Source organism: Paenibacillus sp. EB106-06-01-XG199 (assembly GCF_058791575.1).
Genome location: NZ_JBYTDQ010000010.1, coordinates 132,463 through 149,137, shown reverse-complemented (window position 1 = coordinate 149,137; position 16,675 = coordinate 132,463). Strand labels below are relative to the sequence as shown.

Sequence of the window (16,675 nt, the reverse complement as noted above, 5' to 3'; positions counted from 1 at the left end):
CCGACGAAAAACTTGGCTCGAAGCACAACGCTGCCTGGTTAATTCCACTTTTACGATGGCAGCATCCTAGTTGTATAATTCGCTTTGAAGCGTATTTTAATCAATTGCATAGCCGATCGTCAGGATGAACCCGTACAGCTCATAGCCAATCTGAGTATATAGGCGAATGGCCTTCTGATTGTTTCCATGTGTGCCCAAGGTGGCGATTGATTTGCCCTGCTGCTTCAGATGCTCCAGAGCTGTGCATATCATGCTCCGGGCGACGCCTTGTTTCTGCCATTCCGGTATGACAAAAACACTTTCCGTTGCGCTCCGCTCATCCGTGATACGCCATGTGGACGTGTTGCCGATCAATTGATTGCCAGCAAACGCACAAAAATTGACCATTTCCGGCGATCCCTGCATCCAGCTTAAATGGTTCATACTCCAGGCGACACCGTCAAAGGAGGCAAGCTCAGCTTGATGATACTGTTCCAAAGCCTGAGTGTTATCTAGTGCAAATGGAAGCACCTGAACTCCCTCCGGTAAAGGATAGCGGGGAATATCCTGACTGAGGTCGAATTTAAATACAACAATCGTGTCCCGGATGGTAAATCCGCGGGCCAGGTAGTAGCTCAAATCCTTGAGATTATCCGCATCTAAATATTCAGCCAGTACAATGCGCTTGTCCGGATGCCCGGCTTTAATTTCTCTGGACCGTCTAATTAACGCATCCGTCAGGGCATCTTTGATCTGTTCATCCTCAACATCGTCCGCAAATAGGATTTGAAACTTTAGATATCGGATGAAATCCTTATCTTCATCATGTCCGGCCGCATGAAAGGTCTCATGCTCCATCAGGTGGGCAACCGCTATAATTTTATCTTCCCCATTCACTGCGCAGAACATATTTCTCTTATCCAGATCGCCATGATACAGATAGGTCATATTAAGAACAAAATCCAGGCTCCCGATCTGCTCTGCGTCTTCTTCTTTCGGATTTCGGATTACAAACTCCTTCATTACTGGCATCGCCCTCCAATTTTCTCGGGTACCGCTTACTTTACTAATTCAATATTGACGGAGTGCACTGCACCCTGCAAGGTAGACTTTAAATATAGTCATCTATAGCTTTTGTTTTTCTTCATTTTTGCATGGTATAGTAAAATATCTATTAGAGATAAAACACAGTTTAGTGAGAGGTGGTTGCTAATGAAGGAGCCGTATACAGCAAGGCTTGTGCTGTTCGCACAAAACGCACAGATAATCAAAAAGGAGTTCCCTTGGCAAAATGCGCTGGTCAGCCGGTTAGCGGCATTACTGTACACAACAGAGGATAAGGTTGCAGATGAAGGGGCGATCCGTGCCAGCTATGAGCTGATCAAGGAAAACACCGGCCTCTTCTCTTCATTCAGGGGGTCTTCTGCAATCAGCATTTCCGCCCTGCTCTCCCTTTCTGCCGACAGGGAAGGACAGCTTAGAAACACGCTGTCCGTATATGACATGTTGAAGGATATCAAATTCTATGGCTCCGATTATCTGGTCGTGGCGGCTTATCAAATCGCCGCACATCAAACGCCGGATCAATATCATCGCACAGTAGAGCGGGCAAAGCGGTTTTATGACAGCATGAAGGCGAAGCACCGTTTCCTTACGGGGCAGGATGATTACATCTTCGCCGCCATGCTCGGCCTGTCCGATATCGATATCGAAAGCGGCGTGGAACGGATGGAGCAGCTCTTTACCACGCTTAAGCCCGAATTCCGGTCCGGCAACAGCGTGCAAGGTTTGACACAAGTGCTGGTTCTTGGCGATCAAGCCAAGGAGGCGGCGGACCGTGTACTGGCCTTGCGCGATGCCTTCCTTGCACAGAATATCCACATGGACAAACAATTCACCCTATCTTCGCTTGGCGTGCTGTCCCTGCTTCCCCTAAGCAGGGAAGACATTGTGAACGATGTCTCCGGAACCTTCGAATTTCTCCGCACGCAAAAGGGGTTCGGCAAATGGTCGATTACCGAGCAGGAGCTGCTGCTGCTGTCTGCTGCGCTGGCAGCGCTCAAAGCGGTGGATGAAGTGCAAAACGGTATCCTGAACACGGTGCTCTCCACCAGCATTACCAACATTATCATTGCCCAGCAGACTGCAATCACCGTAGCTGCGGCTGCTTCGGCTGCCGCGGCCTCGTCAAGCTGATGACATGGGAAGACCGGGAACGCATACGCCGGATCACAACCAGAACGGAAGCTCTGCTATCCGGTCTATTGGGCATTTGGGAAGCATCGGTACGCCTTACCCATCTTTTTCTCTCCGAACAGGCTATCGCTGCTCTTCGGCCTGTGGTTCTTGAAGGACTCCGGGAAATCGGCCATTTGCTTGTGTTCACTGATGAACAGGAGCAGCTGCTGGGCTTCATAGGGGTGCAGGATCATAAGATTGAGATGCTGTTCGTAGCCCCAGAGGCGATAGGGCAAGGCATCGGCAGAAAGCTGGTTGCCCGGGTTATTGAAGCACTGGATGTACACGAGGTGGACGTGAATGAGCAGAATCCCCAAGCTGCAGGGTTCTACGAGCATATGGGATTTCAAGTGGTTGACCGGTCTGCATTGGATGAGCAGGGAAATCCTTTCCCTATCCTGCATATGAAATTATCGTCCCTTACTTGACAAAAAGCCAGCCGATATCGGCTGGCTTTGCTCATATTGTTATCAAGCGCTATTCCACTGACTTGAGCGCCTCAATCATATGAATCCGTTTGAGCTTGATATGCATGAAAACCATAACAATCCCCGAGAACAACAAGGTTAACAGCGCGGCATACACATAGCTGGGCCACTTGATGACTGGAGCGAACATCGTCGCATCCAGCTCAGCCGTCCTTAGAACGAAGCTATGCAGCAATATGCCGAGGCCGGAACCGGCCGCAATGCCGAGTACACTCAGCAGAATATTCTCGCGGTAAATATACAACGTTACTTCCTTATCATAAAAGCCCAGAACCTTGATCGTCGACAGCTCGCGGATCCGCTCGGACACATTGATATTGGTTAAGTTGTAAAGCACGACAAAAGCCAGTGCCGCCGCTGACACAATGAGCACCAAGGTCACAACGTCCATGCTCTTCATGGTATCGTCGAAGGCGGAGCCTACACTGCTGGAGAAGCTTACCGCAGCAACACGCTCACTAGCCGTCAGCTTTTCACTGAGTCCGTCTTCCCAGGCTGCATCCTGCACGCCATAGTTCAGCAGTTCTGTGTTGAATACCGGCTCTTTCCCGAATACAGAAGAATAATACGCCGGTGTCATGTACACATAGTGCATCACATAGTTCTCCGTAATCCCCGCGACCTGAATCTTGAAGGTTTCGTTCTTGTTGTCCACGACGGTCAACTTGCCGCCCGGCTCCAGCCCGTACAGCTTAGCCAGCTTCTCCGAGACAATAGCCCCCTCGTCCGTAAGCTTTCGCCCTTCTCCACTTATCCGGTCCCGCAGCTCTACATATTCGGATAAAGAATCAACAGCTGCTGGTATGAACAGATTCACATCCTGGTCATTTACACCGCTGGCGCGTGCGGTCATCGTTTCCTGCGCCACATTCAGCGTCCCGGTAATGGCGGACTCCCCAGTGATCAACTGCTCATAGGCATCCCGTGAACCGGCAGGCACATCATTATGCAGCGCTACAAGCGCATCATATTTCATAATCGTGCCGAATTGCTCTCCGGCGATGCTGCCGATCGAGTCCTTGAGGCCAAACCCGGTCAGGATCAGCGCCGTACAGCCGGCTACACCGAACACAGTCATGAACATCCGCTGCTTGTAGCGGAACAGATTCCGTGCGGTAACCTTCTGGACAAAATTCAGCCGTTTCCAGACAAAGGATATCCGCTCCAATATAATCCGCTGCCCGCTCTTCGGCGCCTTCGGACGCATCAATACGGAAGCGTTGCTGCGCAGCTCTACCCGGGAAGCGATCCAAGCCGTAAGCGTAGTGCAAATCAGCGCCACAATAACGGAGAGGATGGAATACGAAGGATAGAAGCTCTTGACGATATCCGGCAGGTTATAGAGTGAACTGTACGCATTATAGATAATGGTAGGCAACAGGGTGAAGCCCACGGCAAGCCCAACTACCGAAGCCGCCAGACTGGCAAGCGTGCCATAGACCATGAATTTGGCCATAATGTCACGGTTGCCATAACCAAGTGCTTTAAGTGTTCCGATCTGCAGGCGGTGCTCCTCAACCATCCGTGTCATGGTCGTCAAGCTGACCAGCGCAGCAATCAGGAAAAAGAACACCGGAAACACGCTCGCAATCGCCGACAACCGGTCAGCGTTGTCTTTATATTCGGTATACCCCGGACTTACATTCCGGTCTGTGACATAGATCTTGGGCAGCTCCAGCTCTGCGAGCTGCTGCTTGGCAGCAGCCACCTCCAGGGGGCCGCCGGATAACGCCTTCCCGCCTTCCGCCCGCAGCTCCGCAAGCCGCGCTTCCGGCACGCCGGATAACGCCTGCTCTACCGCTTGGGTATGCTGTTCGATCAGCGCCTCATACTTCGGCGAATAAGCCTTCAGCCCGGCAGTATCTGTAAAGGACAGATAGGCTTCCGTATAAACCGGCAGCTTAAAGTCTGCCTCCGGGATGGCGGCGAACGCATCCGCCGTGCCTTTGCCAATCGTACTGGTCCCCCGGTTGTTCTTCTCAATAAACTGGGGACTCCGCACAAAGCCCACTACGGTATAATCCAGTGTCCCGAAGTCGTCTGACAGCTCCGTATCCTTACCGTTTCCGCTAAACGTTACCTTGTCGCCCAGCGCATATTCTCCGGCCAGCACGTCATCCAGCACGATTTCTCCGGAATGCTCCGGTAGATGTCCTTCGATCATGCGGTATTGGTTAAGCGTTGTATCTGTATTGTAGGAAAAGACCTTAAGGATCAAAGCATTGTCGCCGGCGAACACATCTGCGCTGTACCCCGGCTGAATCTCACCGATCCCCGGCACATCCTTCAGCAGCTTAAGGTTGTCTTCGGTCAAACCGTAGGTGCTCTGCACTTTTAGATCCATCAGCCCCGTCTCCCGGTAAAAGGTTCCGGCGGTATCCAGCATATCCGGCCCGGCTGCCTTGATTCCGGAGAAAAAGCTGACGCCCAGCATAATAATTGCAAATATTGAAATAAAGCGGGCCTTGGTGTGCCCGATTTCACGAAAAATATCTTTCCATAGCGCTCGTTTTTTCATGGATGCCTTCTCCTTACCATTCGATATCATCAACGGATACCGGCGAAGGATTGGTTACCATCTTCCGTACCTTAGCGTTGTTGATCTCAATGACCCGGTCTGCCATCGGGGCAATCGCCAGATTATGCGTGATTACGATGACCGTAGTTCCGGTATTGCGGCAGGTATCCTGCAGCAGCTTCAGCACCTGCTTGCCGGTGTTGTAGTCAAGCGCGCCTGTCGGCTCGTCGCAGAGCAGCAGCTTCGGCTGCTTAGCCAGCGCTCTGGCAATCGCAACGCGTTGCTGCTCGCCGCCGGACAGCTGAGCCGGAAAATTATCCAGCCGAGCCCCCAGTCCTACATCCTCCAGCACCTTACGAGCATCCAAGGCACGCGGGGAAATCTGCGAAGCAAGCTCGACATTCTCCAGCGTTGTCAGATTGGGCACCAGGTTGTAGAACTGAAACACAAAACCCACGTCATTGCGGCGGTAGCCTGTTAACTCCCTGGCACTGAACTTGGCAATGTCCGTACCGTCCACAATGACCTGGCCTTCGTCAGCGGAATCCATTCCGCCAAGAATATTAAGCACGGTCGATTTACCCGCCCCGCTGGGACCGACAATAACGGCAAATTCACCTTTATTAATCTCAAAATCAATCCCGTCGTTGGCGACAATCACATTCTCGCCCATCTTATAACGCTTGTACTCACCCTTTACGGCAACAAAGCTCATGCCCATCCTCCTGTCTCTATCCGGACCAAGCCCAGTCTTCACTCTATGTACATTCCAATACACTGTCCGGTGCGGCTGTATATGGTTTCAGTTTATCACAAATACAAAGTCGAGGCCCGCCGGGGCTCGGCAGGTTCCCCGATCCGGCATCGTGTGATTTGTTATAGGAGAGACCGTATGCTAAGTTAGCAATATCTGTTTATATCATTTTATTTTGCTAGGAGGCCATGAAATGGATTACGCCAAGTCAAAAGCTGCCCTTGCGGACGAAGCAGCTTCATACGTCGAGAACTATAAAAAGTACGCATGGTTTCATCAGCCCCGTTCCATTTATGAGCTGGACACACTGAAACTTCTCCAGGTCAAACAGATCACAACCTACGAGCCTTTAAAAGAATTCGCAAATCTCAAGAAGCTTGAATTCGGCACCACAAATTCCAGGCTGACCCTGCCTGATCTTGCCGGCCTGGACTCCGCCACGAGTCTGGAACATCTAAGCTTCATAAGTAAAACAACGATTAAAAAGAATATAGAGACCCTTTCCCGGCTTGAACATCTGGAATCTCTGCAAATGTTCTATGTCCAGCACACGCTGCCCGATCAATTACTGTCCCCTCTTAAATCCTTAAAGTCGGTCAGTTTCTCCAAGCATAATTATGACAGTCAAACCGTTCTCCCGGACAGCCTGGAGACTATCAGTATGAGCTTTGATGAGATTGAGGCTGTGCCAGGCTTTGCACCCGCCGCGGGTGTGAAGAAGGTTTCTTTGGGAGGGCAAACCTGCCAGCTGGAAAGCCTAGATTCTTTCAGGGTTTTTCCAAATGTAGAGGAAATCAGATTGCTCGCACCTAAAAAGCTTGTGGATCTTTCATATGTTTCACAGCTAAGGAAACTGAAGATTCTGGACGCTAATTTTGCTGCTGCCAGTGATCTAAGTCCCTTCTACCAGCATGACAGCATTGAGGAAATACGGCTTAGAGGCTCATCTGTGGAGAGTCTTCAAGAAATGGGGATTTGTCCAAACCTAAAAACATTGTATCTGGAAAAAACAAAACTGAATTCCATCGAAGGCATAGGGGAGCAATTCCCCCATTTGGAGCTACTCTGGATATGGGAAACCAAAGTAAAGAATCTGGAAGCACTGACCGGGATGTCGTCGTTAATCAATCTGGATCTGACTATGCTTAAGCCAAAATCATGGGAATTCATCTCCACCCTGACCGGGCTTGAAACACTGGATTTATGCAAAACCTCATTTTCGGATCCCGGCCTACTCCTGAACCTCCCTCATTTGAAGAAGCTCAGACTGTCAGGAAGCAATGTGGACCCCCAGTCTAGTGAATATAAGGAATTAGAAGAGGCAATAACCGGGCGAAACGGTAAGTTGAGTTAGCATTGAACCTGACCGCCAGTAGACTATGAAGAGTGCTCCCCCGGCTATTCGTCGGGGCACTCTCCCGCTCTCGCCGCGATAATAACGGACAGATAATCTTCTATCATGCTTCGGCTAATATTCATTTCGTTAAGATATAAATCGGCCAGTGTTTTTTTGAACCGCAACAGCATCTCCCGGTCTTCAGCAGCTTCGGGGACCGGAGTATACTGTACCAAAAACACTGTTCTCGCCACATCATATAGTAAATCTCCATGACACACGTTCATGAAGTCAATAACAACGGGCTGCCCGCTTACGAGCAATATATTACCGGGATGAAGATCGCCATGGCAAAGGGTGTCTCCATCCTTAAGTTTATCCAGAATCCCGCATATTTGTCCGTGATCCATTCTTTTAGACAACGGAACATTTAATAGATGATATTTTAGAAATTCTTTGTAATTCAATACATCACTGACTTTGTTCTGAAGGATTGTCTTATGCAGTCTTGCCATATATTCAGCGCAGCTCTGAAGGTCGCCTGTCCTCAAAACCCAATCCAACAGGGATTCGCCATCCACCTTCTCATATATAATGCCCATGCGCTCTTCGCAGCTAATCATTTCATAGGCCTTTGCTTTGGCAAAGCCCATATCATTGATCATTCTGGTGTTTTGAAACTCTGTTTCCACATCACTTTGGGGGTAACCCGCAGCGAAAAGCTTAAGCACTTTCCCTTCTTCCCATTCATATACGGTCGCCGTATTCCCCTCACCAATGATCTTCCCATATGTCATTTAGACCACACCGCCTTTTCATATTAATTTTTGCGGGGAATGAGCCGGCTGTATTGTCTGGAGAGAAACTTCATATAGATCAGCAAGTATTTGCGGCTGATGAAGGCAATCCCACCAACAAACAGGCTGAACAGAAGGGCAACAGGGATGCTCCACGCGTAGGGAACATCGTATCCGTTGCCCAGGTTCATATTGATCCAGGAAACGCCAAAGCTGCGGATCACCCCTGCCAGTAAGATCAATACTGCGCTAAGGCCAAAGCCATAAGCGACAGTAGCCAGGATCGGAATAATCATGATACTCAGCAATCCGGTAGTGCAATAAAAAGTCACCATCTGCCACAGGGTTTTCAGCGACAGCCCCCCGCCCCGGCCCATCATATATTCACTTTGGTAAGCCTTGGCCAGCTTGCGCGGATTGCCGAGTCGAGCCAATATGACCGCCTCCGGCTGGCCGCTCGCCATGCCGTCGGCTATGCTGCTTTCAATTTCCCGGACAGCATCTACCCGTTCCTCCTCAGGCAAAAAATCCAATGCCTCATAAAACCTGCGAAGATAATCATTCGAGTTTGTCTCCATTTGTGTTTCCCTCCAACTGAACATGTATTTACCGAACCTGATTACCTAATTAATACCGCTGAATTTGCCCGATAGCACCTACAACCTTGCTCCATTCCTCTGTCATGGAAGCAAGCAGCTCTCGTCCAGGCGGGGTGAGCGAATAATATTTGCGGCGCGGACCGGTCTCCGACTCCTTCCAAAAGGCTTCTAAATAATTCTCCTTAAGCAGCCGCCGCAAAAGAGGATAAAGCGTCCCTTCATTAACGGCCAGCACCTCCCATTGACCCAGCGCCATTACCAGCTCATAACCGTAACGGGGCTGGCTGCTGATCAGCTGCAGGATGCAATATTCCAGCAGCCCCCGGCGCACCTGAGAAATCCATTCCGACATATCCAAAGCCATCCCCCCTTACACTACTATAATACCACACAGTACTGTGCGGCGTACACTAGTCAACAAACTTTATTTTCCTGTTTTTTCTATGACTGTCCAAAGAGTTCAATCGATTGTAACAAGAAAATATTCCAGTAGCCGATACTTGGCCGTTTGATAATGTTATAATCACCTTGATTTATTCATTCTTTTTCCAGCAAGAGTGAAAGAACATTCAGAAACAGGTGATTAGATGTTCGAACTAAAATGGCTGTGGCAGAACCTGGAGGGAAACCGTACGCGGTACATTCTGGCGCTCTGCCTCTCGGTGGTAGGCTCAAGTCTTACGATCGTGAATCCGTACATCAGTCAGCGCATTGTCGACACGTTCATAGCCGGCGACAATGCGCAGCAGAATCTCACACAAGAGCGGGGGCTCTTGATCGCGCTCTGCCTGGGCATGATCGGCTTTTCCCTGCTCCGCACCGGTCTTGCTTATTTGACAACCATGCAGTACGAAAAGTCCTCGCAGAACATGATGTACAACATCCGTATTTATTTGTACAACAAGATCCAGGGACAAGACAGGGAATATTACGACCATAACCGCACCGGCGACCTCATGACCAAGATGACCGGCGATCTGGACATGGTCCGGCACTCTATGGCATGGATTTTTAAGACGATCATTGAATCGTTAACGATTTTCCTTGCTGCCGTTATCTATTTTTTCACAATAGATGCGGAGTTAACGCTGTGGATGCTTATCCTGTCGCCACCGATTTTTATCGTGGCCTTCATTTTCGCCAAACGCGTCCGTCCGATGTATATTGACCTGCGCGAGCGGCTGTCCCAGCTTAACACCACTACACAGGAGAATATTTCAGGCAACCGTGTAGTCAAGGCTTTTGCCCGCGAGGAGTTCGAGATCGAAAAATTCACAGAGAAGAATGTCAACTATTCAACAGCTAACAAAAAGGCTGCCCTGGTATGGCTTGATTACTTTCCTTATCTGGAATCCTTCGCACAGGGCTTCAACGTCATCCTGATGCTGGCCGGCGGGCTGTTCCTTATGGAAGGCCGGATCACTTTTGGTGAATTCGCTGCCTTCTCTTCGCTCATCTGGGCCATATCCAACCCGATGCGCAACATTGGGATTATTATCAACGACATTCAGCGCTTTTTTGCCAGCTTGACTAAAATCATCGACATCTATTATGCCCGGCCTAATATTGTAAACGAACATAAGTCCATACAGAAACGCCGTTACGAAGGCCGCATTGAGTTCGATCAGGTGCGTTTCAAATATGATAGCGCTACCGTGCTGGACGATGTCAGCTTTACAGTTGAACCCGGTGAAACGATAGCGATCATGGGCTCGACGGGATCGGGAAAAACGACAATCATCAACCTGATCCCCCGCTTCTACGACGTATCCGCAGGACGTGTGCTGGTAGACGGCGTGGATGTCCGCCAGCTTGAGCTCGATGAGCTCCGCGACAATATCGGCATGGCAACCCAGGATGTACTCTTGTTCTCCGATACCATCGACGGGAACATCGCCTATGGCGACCCCGATCTTCCGGAGGAAGAGGCCATGTCCTATGCCGGGCTCGCAGCTGCCCACGATTTCATCTCCAAAATGCCCGAAGGGTATGACACCGTTGTCGGGGAACGTGGGGTTGGACTGTCCGGAGGGCAAAAGCAGCGTATTGCGCTGGCGCGGGCCTTGGCGGTCCACCGTCCTATTCTGATTCTGGACGATACGACTTCTGCCGTTGACCTTGAGACGGAGGAACACATTCAGAAAAGTCTGCGCGAGCTGGATTATCCCTGCACGAAGATCATTATCGCGCAGCGGGTGTCTACTACCTCGCAGGCTGACCGCATTCTCATTCTGGATGGCGGACGCCTGATTGAAGAGGGTACCCACGCCGAACTGCTGGCGAAACGGGGCTACTACTACGATGTGTTTATGCTGCAGAACGAGGGTATTGGAAGGCTGGTGACCGCTAATGGCAAGGAATAAATTCGACGTCGATGAGAATCTGGAATCGCCGTTTAATATCAAACACTTCCGTCGTGCAATGGTGTATATCAAACGGAAGAAAAAGCCCATGATCTTTGCGTTTGTGCTCAGCGCGATTTCAGCGGCCATTTCACTGTCCGCTCCACTGATCATGCAGCATGTCGTCGACGTGACCATTCCCGCCAAAGCCAAACTTCCGCTGCTGGGCTGGTCCGCGCTGATGCTTGTGACTATCGTGGTCAGTGTTATTCTGGCTACCTATCGCTCACGCATCATGACAAGCGTCGGACAGGACATTATTTTTGACATCCGCACGGATTTGTTTAAGCATCTGCAGGATTTGCCTTTCAAATATTATGATGACCGGCCGCAGGGCAAAATCCTGATCCGGGTCGTGAATTACGTCAATTCGGTTTCGGATGTGCTGTCCAACGGTATTATCAACTTTGTTCTGGAAATCGTGAATCTGGTCTTTATCGCCGCATTCATGTTCGCCGTCGATGTACGGCTCTCGTTCGTTATTCTGGCAGGACTGCCCGTATTCTTCGGCATCATGCTGCTGATCAAAACCCGGCAGCGCCGGGCATGGCAGGCGGTGTCCAACAAAAGCTCCAATCTGAACGCCTACCTGCAGGAAAGCATCAGCGGCATCGGCGTCACACAAATGTTCAACCGGGAACAGCGCAATGAGGGGATTTTTACGCGTCTGGCCGGCAATTTCCGCAAGGAATGGATAACAGCAGTGCGTTTCAACATGCTGATCCCGTTTAGCGTTGACAACCTGAGCACCATCGTTACAACGATGATCTTCCTGGTGGGTCTCCTGACACTGGACCCTGTAAATGTCACCTTTGGTGTGATTCTTGCCATGAGCAGCTATGCAGCCCGCTTCTGGCAGCCGATTCTGAATCTTTCGAACCTGTACAATAACTTTATCAATGCCGTCGCCTACCTGGAGCGTATCTTCGAAACGCTGGATGAGCCGGTTACCGTCAGCGATATTCCGGATGCGAAGGCACTGCCGCCTGTACAGGGCCATGTCACCTTCGACAACGTAACCTTCGCCTATGATCCGGGGCTTAACATTCTGGAGAATATCTCCTTCGATGTACTGGCAGGACAAAGCATCGCCCTGGTGGGACCGACAGGCGCAGGCAAAACAACGGTCGTCAATCTGATCTCCCGCTTCTACAATCTTACTGGCGGCAGGATTCTTATGGACGGACAGGATATCTCGCAGGTTACGCTGAAATCCCTTCGCGGCCAGATGGGGATCATGCTGCAGGACAGCTTCATTTTCTCCGGGACCATCCTGGATAATATCCGTTACGGCAAACTCGATGCTACCGAGGAAGAAGTGATCGCTGCGGCCAAGACCGTTTGTGCCGACGAATTCATCCGTGAGTTTGATCAGGGTTACCTGACAGAGGTTAATGAACGTGGCTCCAAGCTCTCGCAAGGACAGCGGCAGCTCATTTCGTTCGCCAGAACGCTGCTGGCTGATCCGCGCATTCTGATCCTGGATGAAGCGACTTCTTCCATCGACGCGAAAACTGAACGTCTGCTCCAGAAGGGCCTCAATGAGCTGCTCAAGGGACGCACCTCGTTCATTATCGCGCATCGCCTGTCCACCGTAAAAAACTGCGACCGCATTATGTATGTCGCAAACAAAGGTATCGCGGAAAGCGGGTCGCATGACGAGCTTATAGCACGCAAGGGCCACTATTACCGGCTTTATACGGCACAGAAGATGGAAGCATAGCCACTAAATCAAACTTAGACATTATTCTATAGCTGTCAAATCCCTTTCAGGAATCTGGAAGGGATTTTTTTATGGATATAGAATGTTCCTCTCACCTAAACGCGGAGTTTGACACAGCTGAATTCTAAAACTGATTTCGCATCTTAACACTGTAAAGATTATATGCTACAATCTTTACAGCGCTAAGATTAAGGGAAGGATGCATCCAGCACATGAAAGACAAACCCTATCACCACGGCAATCTGCGAAATCAGCTTATAGAAGCCGGCATCACACTTATTAATGAAGATGGTTTGAAGAGCTTTTCCTTGCGCAAGGTCGCAGCGAAATGCAGTGTCAGCCATACCGCACCGTACAGCCATTTTAAGAATATTGACGAATTGATCTACGCTATGGGCGAGCATGTCACTGCGCAATTCACGGACACACTGCGTACATCCATTCACGGAAAGGAGGGCACTCAGGAGGCGATTTCCTTGCTGGGGCAGGCCTACATTGACTTTTTCGTTGACCATCCGCAGTATTTTCAATTTCTTTTCTACCATTCGGACATCACCATTGACCTGGACCATTATAATTCGGATAATTATCCGCCGTTTGCTCTATTCCGCACAACAGCCTATCAGTTGTTTGAGAGCTTTGGCCTGCCGGAAGAAGAATATGCGAAGCAGCTGGTTGCCCTATGGTCAATGGTGCACGGAATGGCCTCACTGCTCACCAATAACGGGGTCCGGTATTCCGGAGATTGGCGGGATATCTTTACGCTCAAACCTGTATTTTAGGAGGATAACCCATGAAAATGATTATTCACGACTTGAATCCGCAACAATTTGCGGCATTGGTTGAAGACAACACCCCCGACGTAACTGTAATCTCCGACAATGGTACTATCCGTCATTGTATCGGCTGCTTCGGGTGCTGGGTCCGGACGCCTGGAGTCTGTGTTCTGAAGGACGGCTATAACAACATGGGGGAGCTTCTCTCGAAATGCGATGAACTGATGATTATCAGTAAATGTGAATATGGAAGCTACAGCCCTTTCATCCTCAATGTGTTGAACCGGAGCATTTCCTACGTGCTTCCTTATTTTGTAACCAAGAATGGTGAAACCCATCACCGCAACCGTTATGACCATGAATTTGCCCTGACCGTACATTTTTACGGTGAAGACATCACGGAAGCCGAGAAAGGAACAGCACAAAAGCTGGTCGCAGCAAATAGCTTAAATTTGTATTCCTCAGGGAATTTAGTCTATTTTCATAACGGCCTGCAAGCCGTCAAGGAGGTACTGGCATGAACATTGCAATGATCAACGGAAGCCCCAAGCTGCGAAAAAGCAATTCAGACCTCCTGCTGAAGACACTGGAACCGCTCATAAGCACCGGGCATGAAATCACCCATTATAACATTAACAAAAAACCGCTGACCCCCGGGCAATACAGCGAACTATGCGGCATGGATATATTGATTATTGCCTTCCCGCTTTATGTGGATGGAGTCCCGTCCCATCTATTCAGAATGCTTGTTACCCTTGAGGAATACATGAAAACGCGGCGTGAGAAGGATATTTACGTTTATACCCTGATGAACAATGGTTTTTTTGAAGGGAAGCAGAATCACATTGCCCTTGAGATCATTCAGAACTGGTGCATCCGTTCCGGTCTAATTTTCGGGCAGGGTCTCGGTCAAGGCGCCGGTGAAATGATGGACTTTATCGAGAAGGTTCCCCTTGGAACGGGCCCGCTTAAGAATCTGGGCAAAGCAATGGAAAGCCTGGCTCATAATGTACAATCGCAAAGTAAAGATGAATCTATGCTCTTCAGTCCAAATTTCCCGCGCTTCGCCTGGAAATTTGCCGCGACCCACTCTTTCTGGAACGCCACCGCCAAGAAGAACGGCCTGAAGAAGAAGGACATCCGAAGAACCCTATAGCTTGCCTTGGGATTACGCATGAGACTTCAGCGGCCTCCCGCAGCGGACAGTACAAGGCAGGGAGTGCTCACCGTCTCCCGCCTTGCCCGCCGTCCGTCCCTTGACTGCCGCTTCTTCCCGGACCCCCACCATTTATCCCCTGGCCGCCCCCACCCCGGTCCGTGCCGCCGTTCACTCCCGGGAACCCGTTCATTCTTGAGCCGGAGTCCGTTTTTGTGATTTTTTGAGCGGTTATGGCCTCGCATGAGGTGAGCACCAGTGAACAACCCAGCACTGCTGCAAGTAAGAAGATTGAGTATCTCTTGGTTCGCAACTTCAATCACCTCTTTCTGTTCAACATATAATCATATACGTCTTTGAATCCCATGTACGACAGCACGATCAATAGCGGATACACCGGATAGATATAACGGGACTTTATTTCCCACAGCAGATAGAATGCGATAAAACCCAGAACCACCAGAATTAAAGAGGTTTCCTCAAACCTTTTAGCCCTTATGCCGCCAAACAATCGAATGAGAATAAAGCCATACATCAGGAAATTCTGGACATACAGCACCCAGAGCAGACCGCTTCTATACTTCGAATCTCCTTTAAACAAATCCGTGGCAAAGGTAGTATAACTATAGCGGTCCATCACAAATCCGGCTCTCCCTCCGCTTCTGGACGATCCGTCATTTCCAATGCCGTATCTCTCCATCTGGTACGTCCCTTCTGTCCAGGTCCACACCAGCTTTCTATAATACATTTCGGCGAGTTCACCCAGACTGGCCTCAGAGAGCTTATCGCCGATGGATGCCTTGAACAGCTCTACGCTGTCAACTTTATTATAGTTTGCCTCTCTCTGGTATATATTGTAGCTCTGCTGATTGTCCCAGAACCCAAGGGTCTCCAGATTGATGCCCATATTCAGCCACATGTAGACGGGAGCGGAATTCTTGTTCACCGGCTCATCTACGACATGCGTTGCCTGCAGTACAGCATTCTGGGTCCAGCCGGGTACATTGAACAGCAATACTGTTATGCCTATAGAAGCTAAGGCCTTCTTAAGCCCAAGGGTCCGGATTCTGAAGAGCAGGCAGATCAGGACTGCAATCAGAAAGATCATCCCGGTGCTTCTGAAATAGTTGCCGATAGCCAGCAGAATGGCAGCCAGCAGGATATCCTTCATGGACATTCTTTGGAGGAACCTGACGGCAAAATATAAAGCGCTGGTCAGTAAAGCTGTAGCAATCACATCGTTATATATAAAATTGCTCATGAACAAGGAAGGAATATAGGTTGCAGCAATTATCAAAACCCCATAATCATTTTCTTTCGACCGGGCATTAAGCTCTTTATACAGCAAATAGACCATTAACGTTGTAACGAGCGAGAACAGGATGTTGAATATTTTGATCACCAGATAATTATCCGGAAATAAGAACAGTAATGTTTTCAGGTACAGGACCATGGAGAAATTAAACGGAAACATATACAGATATCCCCCCGTTTGAAAAGAGGAATAATCCTGCTCATACAGCATATCCATCGCCAGCGACAGCACCGTTTGCGAATCATCCGTCGGCATCCGGGGGAACAGGAAAATGATCACGAGCTGGATCGCAAACGAAAACAGCAGCACAGCCGGAATTACGATTTTCCTGCTGTACCGGTTAAGCTTTAAGCACATTCTGTACAGCACAAAGCTTACAGCCAGAACGGCCGCAGCCGCCAGGATAAACAGAACCCATTGTTGTTTCTCCAGAACCGTGGTATCACCGTACACAGAGTAGGTATACTTTGCCCGGATAAAAAAGGAGGATGCGATAAAAAGTCCTATACAGAAAGCAAGCAGGATATACAGTATTCTTTGAGTTCCCCTTACCATGGAAAACCTCCTATGCGTAATAGTTCAACGCTTTATATT

Annotated in this window: 16 protein-coding genes; 8 read left to right on the top strand and 8 right to left on the bottom strand. The window is 49.6% G+C overall.

From position 1 onward, the window contains the following. Positions 1-96: 96 nt before the first annotated feature. Complete coding sequence (locus AC3WT9_RS28535; protein WP_341089819.1) at positions 97-1,002, bottom strand: GNAT family N-acetyltransferase; 906 nt, start codon at positions 1,000-1,002, stop codon at positions 97-99. A gap of 189 nt (positions 1,003-1,191) precedes the next feature. Between AC3WT9_RS28535 and AC3WT9_RS28530 the strand changes: the two genes are divergently transcribed. Together AC3WT9_RS28530 and AC3WT9_RS28525 are read left to right on the top strand one after the other, a co-directional pair. Then, a complete protein-coding gene (locus AC3WT9_RS28530) occupies positions 1,192-2,175 on the top strand; it encodes a DUF4003 family protein (RefSeq protein ID WP_341377308.1) in 984 nt (327 codons plus the stop codon). After that, positions 2,175-2,645 carry a GNAT family N-acetyltransferase gene (locus tag AC3WT9_RS28525; protein ID WP_341089816.1) on the top strand — a complete coding sequence of 157 codons (471 nt, stop codon included), beginning with the start codon at positions 2,175-2,177 and terminating at the stop codon, positions 2,643-2,645. Before AC3WT9_RS28530 ends, AC3WT9_RS28525 begins: the two co-directional genes overlap by 1 nt. 49 nt (positions 2,646-2,694) lie before the next feature. Here AC3WT9_RS28525 and AC3WT9_RS28520 read toward each other — a convergent pair whose 3' ends face one another. Together AC3WT9_RS28520 and AC3WT9_RS28515 are read right to left on the bottom strand one after the other, a co-directional pair. Beyond that, the gene (locus AC3WT9_RS28520) at positions 2,695-5,223 is read right to left on the bottom strand and encodes an FtsX-like permease family protein (protein WP_341089814.1); all 2,529 of its coding nucleotides are present in this window, start codon (positions 5,221-5,223) and stop codon (positions 2,695-2,697) included. A gap of 13 nt (positions 5,224-5,236) precedes the next feature. Next, positions 5,237-5,938, bottom strand: coding sequence for an ABC transporter ATP-binding protein (locus AC3WT9_RS28515; protein ID WP_341089812.1), 702 nt, complete (start codon positions 5,936-5,938; stop codon positions 5,237-5,239). 232 nt (positions 5,939-6,170) lie between these two features. Between AC3WT9_RS28515 and AC3WT9_RS28510 the strand changes: the two genes are divergently transcribed. Next, a complete protein-coding gene (locus tag AC3WT9_RS28510; RefSeq protein ID WP_341089810.1) occupies positions 6,171-7,331 on the top strand; it encodes a leucine-rich repeat domain-containing protein in 1,161 nt (386 codons plus the stop codon). 44 nt (positions 7,332-7,375) lie between these two features. Here AC3WT9_RS28510 and AC3WT9_RS28505 read toward each other — a convergent pair whose 3' ends face one another. From AC3WT9_RS28505 to AC3WT9_RS28495, 3 genes are read right to left on the bottom strand one after another with little or no spacing between them, the layout of a single operon-like run. Continuing rightward, the gene (locus AC3WT9_RS28505; RefSeq protein ID WP_341089808.1) at positions 7,376-8,110 is read right to left on the bottom strand and encodes an aminoglycoside phosphotransferase family protein; all 735 of its coding nucleotides are present in this window, start codon (positions 8,108-8,110) and stop codon (positions 7,376-7,378) included. A 23-nt stretch (positions 8,111-8,133) separates the two neighbouring features. Next, positions 8,134-8,688 carry a DUF1700 domain-containing protein gene (locus AC3WT9_RS28500; protein ID WP_341089807.1) on the bottom strand — a complete coding sequence of 185 codons (555 nt, stop codon included), beginning with the start codon at positions 8,686-8,688 and terminating at the stop codon, positions 8,134-8,136. Positions 8,689-8,737: 49 nt separating this feature from the next. Further along, entirely contained in the window at positions 8,738-9,061 is a 324-nt protein-coding gene (locus AC3WT9_RS28495; protein WP_341097542.1) for a PadR family transcriptional regulator, read from the bottom strand. Between the two features lie 235 nt (positions 9,062-9,296). Between AC3WT9_RS28495 and AC3WT9_RS28490 the strand changes: the two genes are divergently transcribed. From AC3WT9_RS28490 to AC3WT9_RS28470, 5 genes are all read left to right on the top strand, one after another. Then, positions 9,297-11,072 (top strand): ABC transporter ATP-binding protein, encoded by a 1,776-nt coding sequence (locus AC3WT9_RS28490; RefSeq protein ID WP_341089806.1) that lies wholly within the window; start codon positions 9,297-9,299, stop codon positions 11,070-11,072. After that, a complete protein-coding gene (locus AC3WT9_RS28485; RefSeq protein WP_341377307.1) occupies positions 11,059-12,834 on the top strand; it encodes an ABC transporter ATP-binding protein in 1,776 nt (591 codons plus the stop codon). The genes AC3WT9_RS28490 and AC3WT9_RS28485 overlap by 14 nt, the downstream gene beginning before the upstream one ends. Before the next feature lie 212 nt (positions 12,835-13,046). Further along, the gene (locus AC3WT9_RS28480) at positions 13,047-13,616 is read left to right on the top strand and encodes a TetR/AcrR family transcriptional regulator (RefSeq protein ID WP_038585932.1); all 570 of its coding nucleotides are present in this window, start codon (positions 13,047-13,049) and stop codon (positions 13,614-13,616) included. Between the two features lie 11 nt (positions 13,617-13,627). Continuing rightward, positions 13,628-14,131 carry a flavodoxin family protein gene (locus AC3WT9_RS28475; protein ID WP_341089804.1) on the top strand — a complete coding sequence of 168 codons (504 nt, stop codon included), beginning with the start codon at positions 13,628-13,630 and terminating at the stop codon, positions 14,129-14,131. Beyond that, positions 14,128-14,766 (top strand): flavodoxin family protein, encoded by a 639-nt coding sequence (locus AC3WT9_RS28470; RefSeq protein ID WP_341377306.1) that lies wholly within the window; start codon positions 14,128-14,130, stop codon positions 14,764-14,766. Before AC3WT9_RS28475 ends, AC3WT9_RS28470 begins: the two co-directional genes overlap by 4 nt. Positions 14,767-14,833: 67 nt before the next feature. Here the strand turns inward: AC3WT9_RS28470 and AC3WT9_RS28465 are convergent, their stop codons facing one another. Continuing rightward, positions 14,834-15,079, bottom strand: coding sequence for a hypothetical protein (locus AC3WT9_RS28465; protein ID WP_341377305.1), 246 nt, complete (start codon positions 15,077-15,079; stop codon positions 14,834-14,836). Positions 15,080-15,085: 6 nt separating this feature from the next. After that, positions 15,086-16,636, bottom strand: coding sequence for a glycosyltransferase family 39 protein (locus tag AC3WT9_RS28460; RefSeq protein ID WP_341377303.1), 1,551 nt, complete (start codon positions 16,634-16,636; stop codon positions 15,086-15,088). Positions 16,637-16,675: the final 39 nt, after the last annotated feature.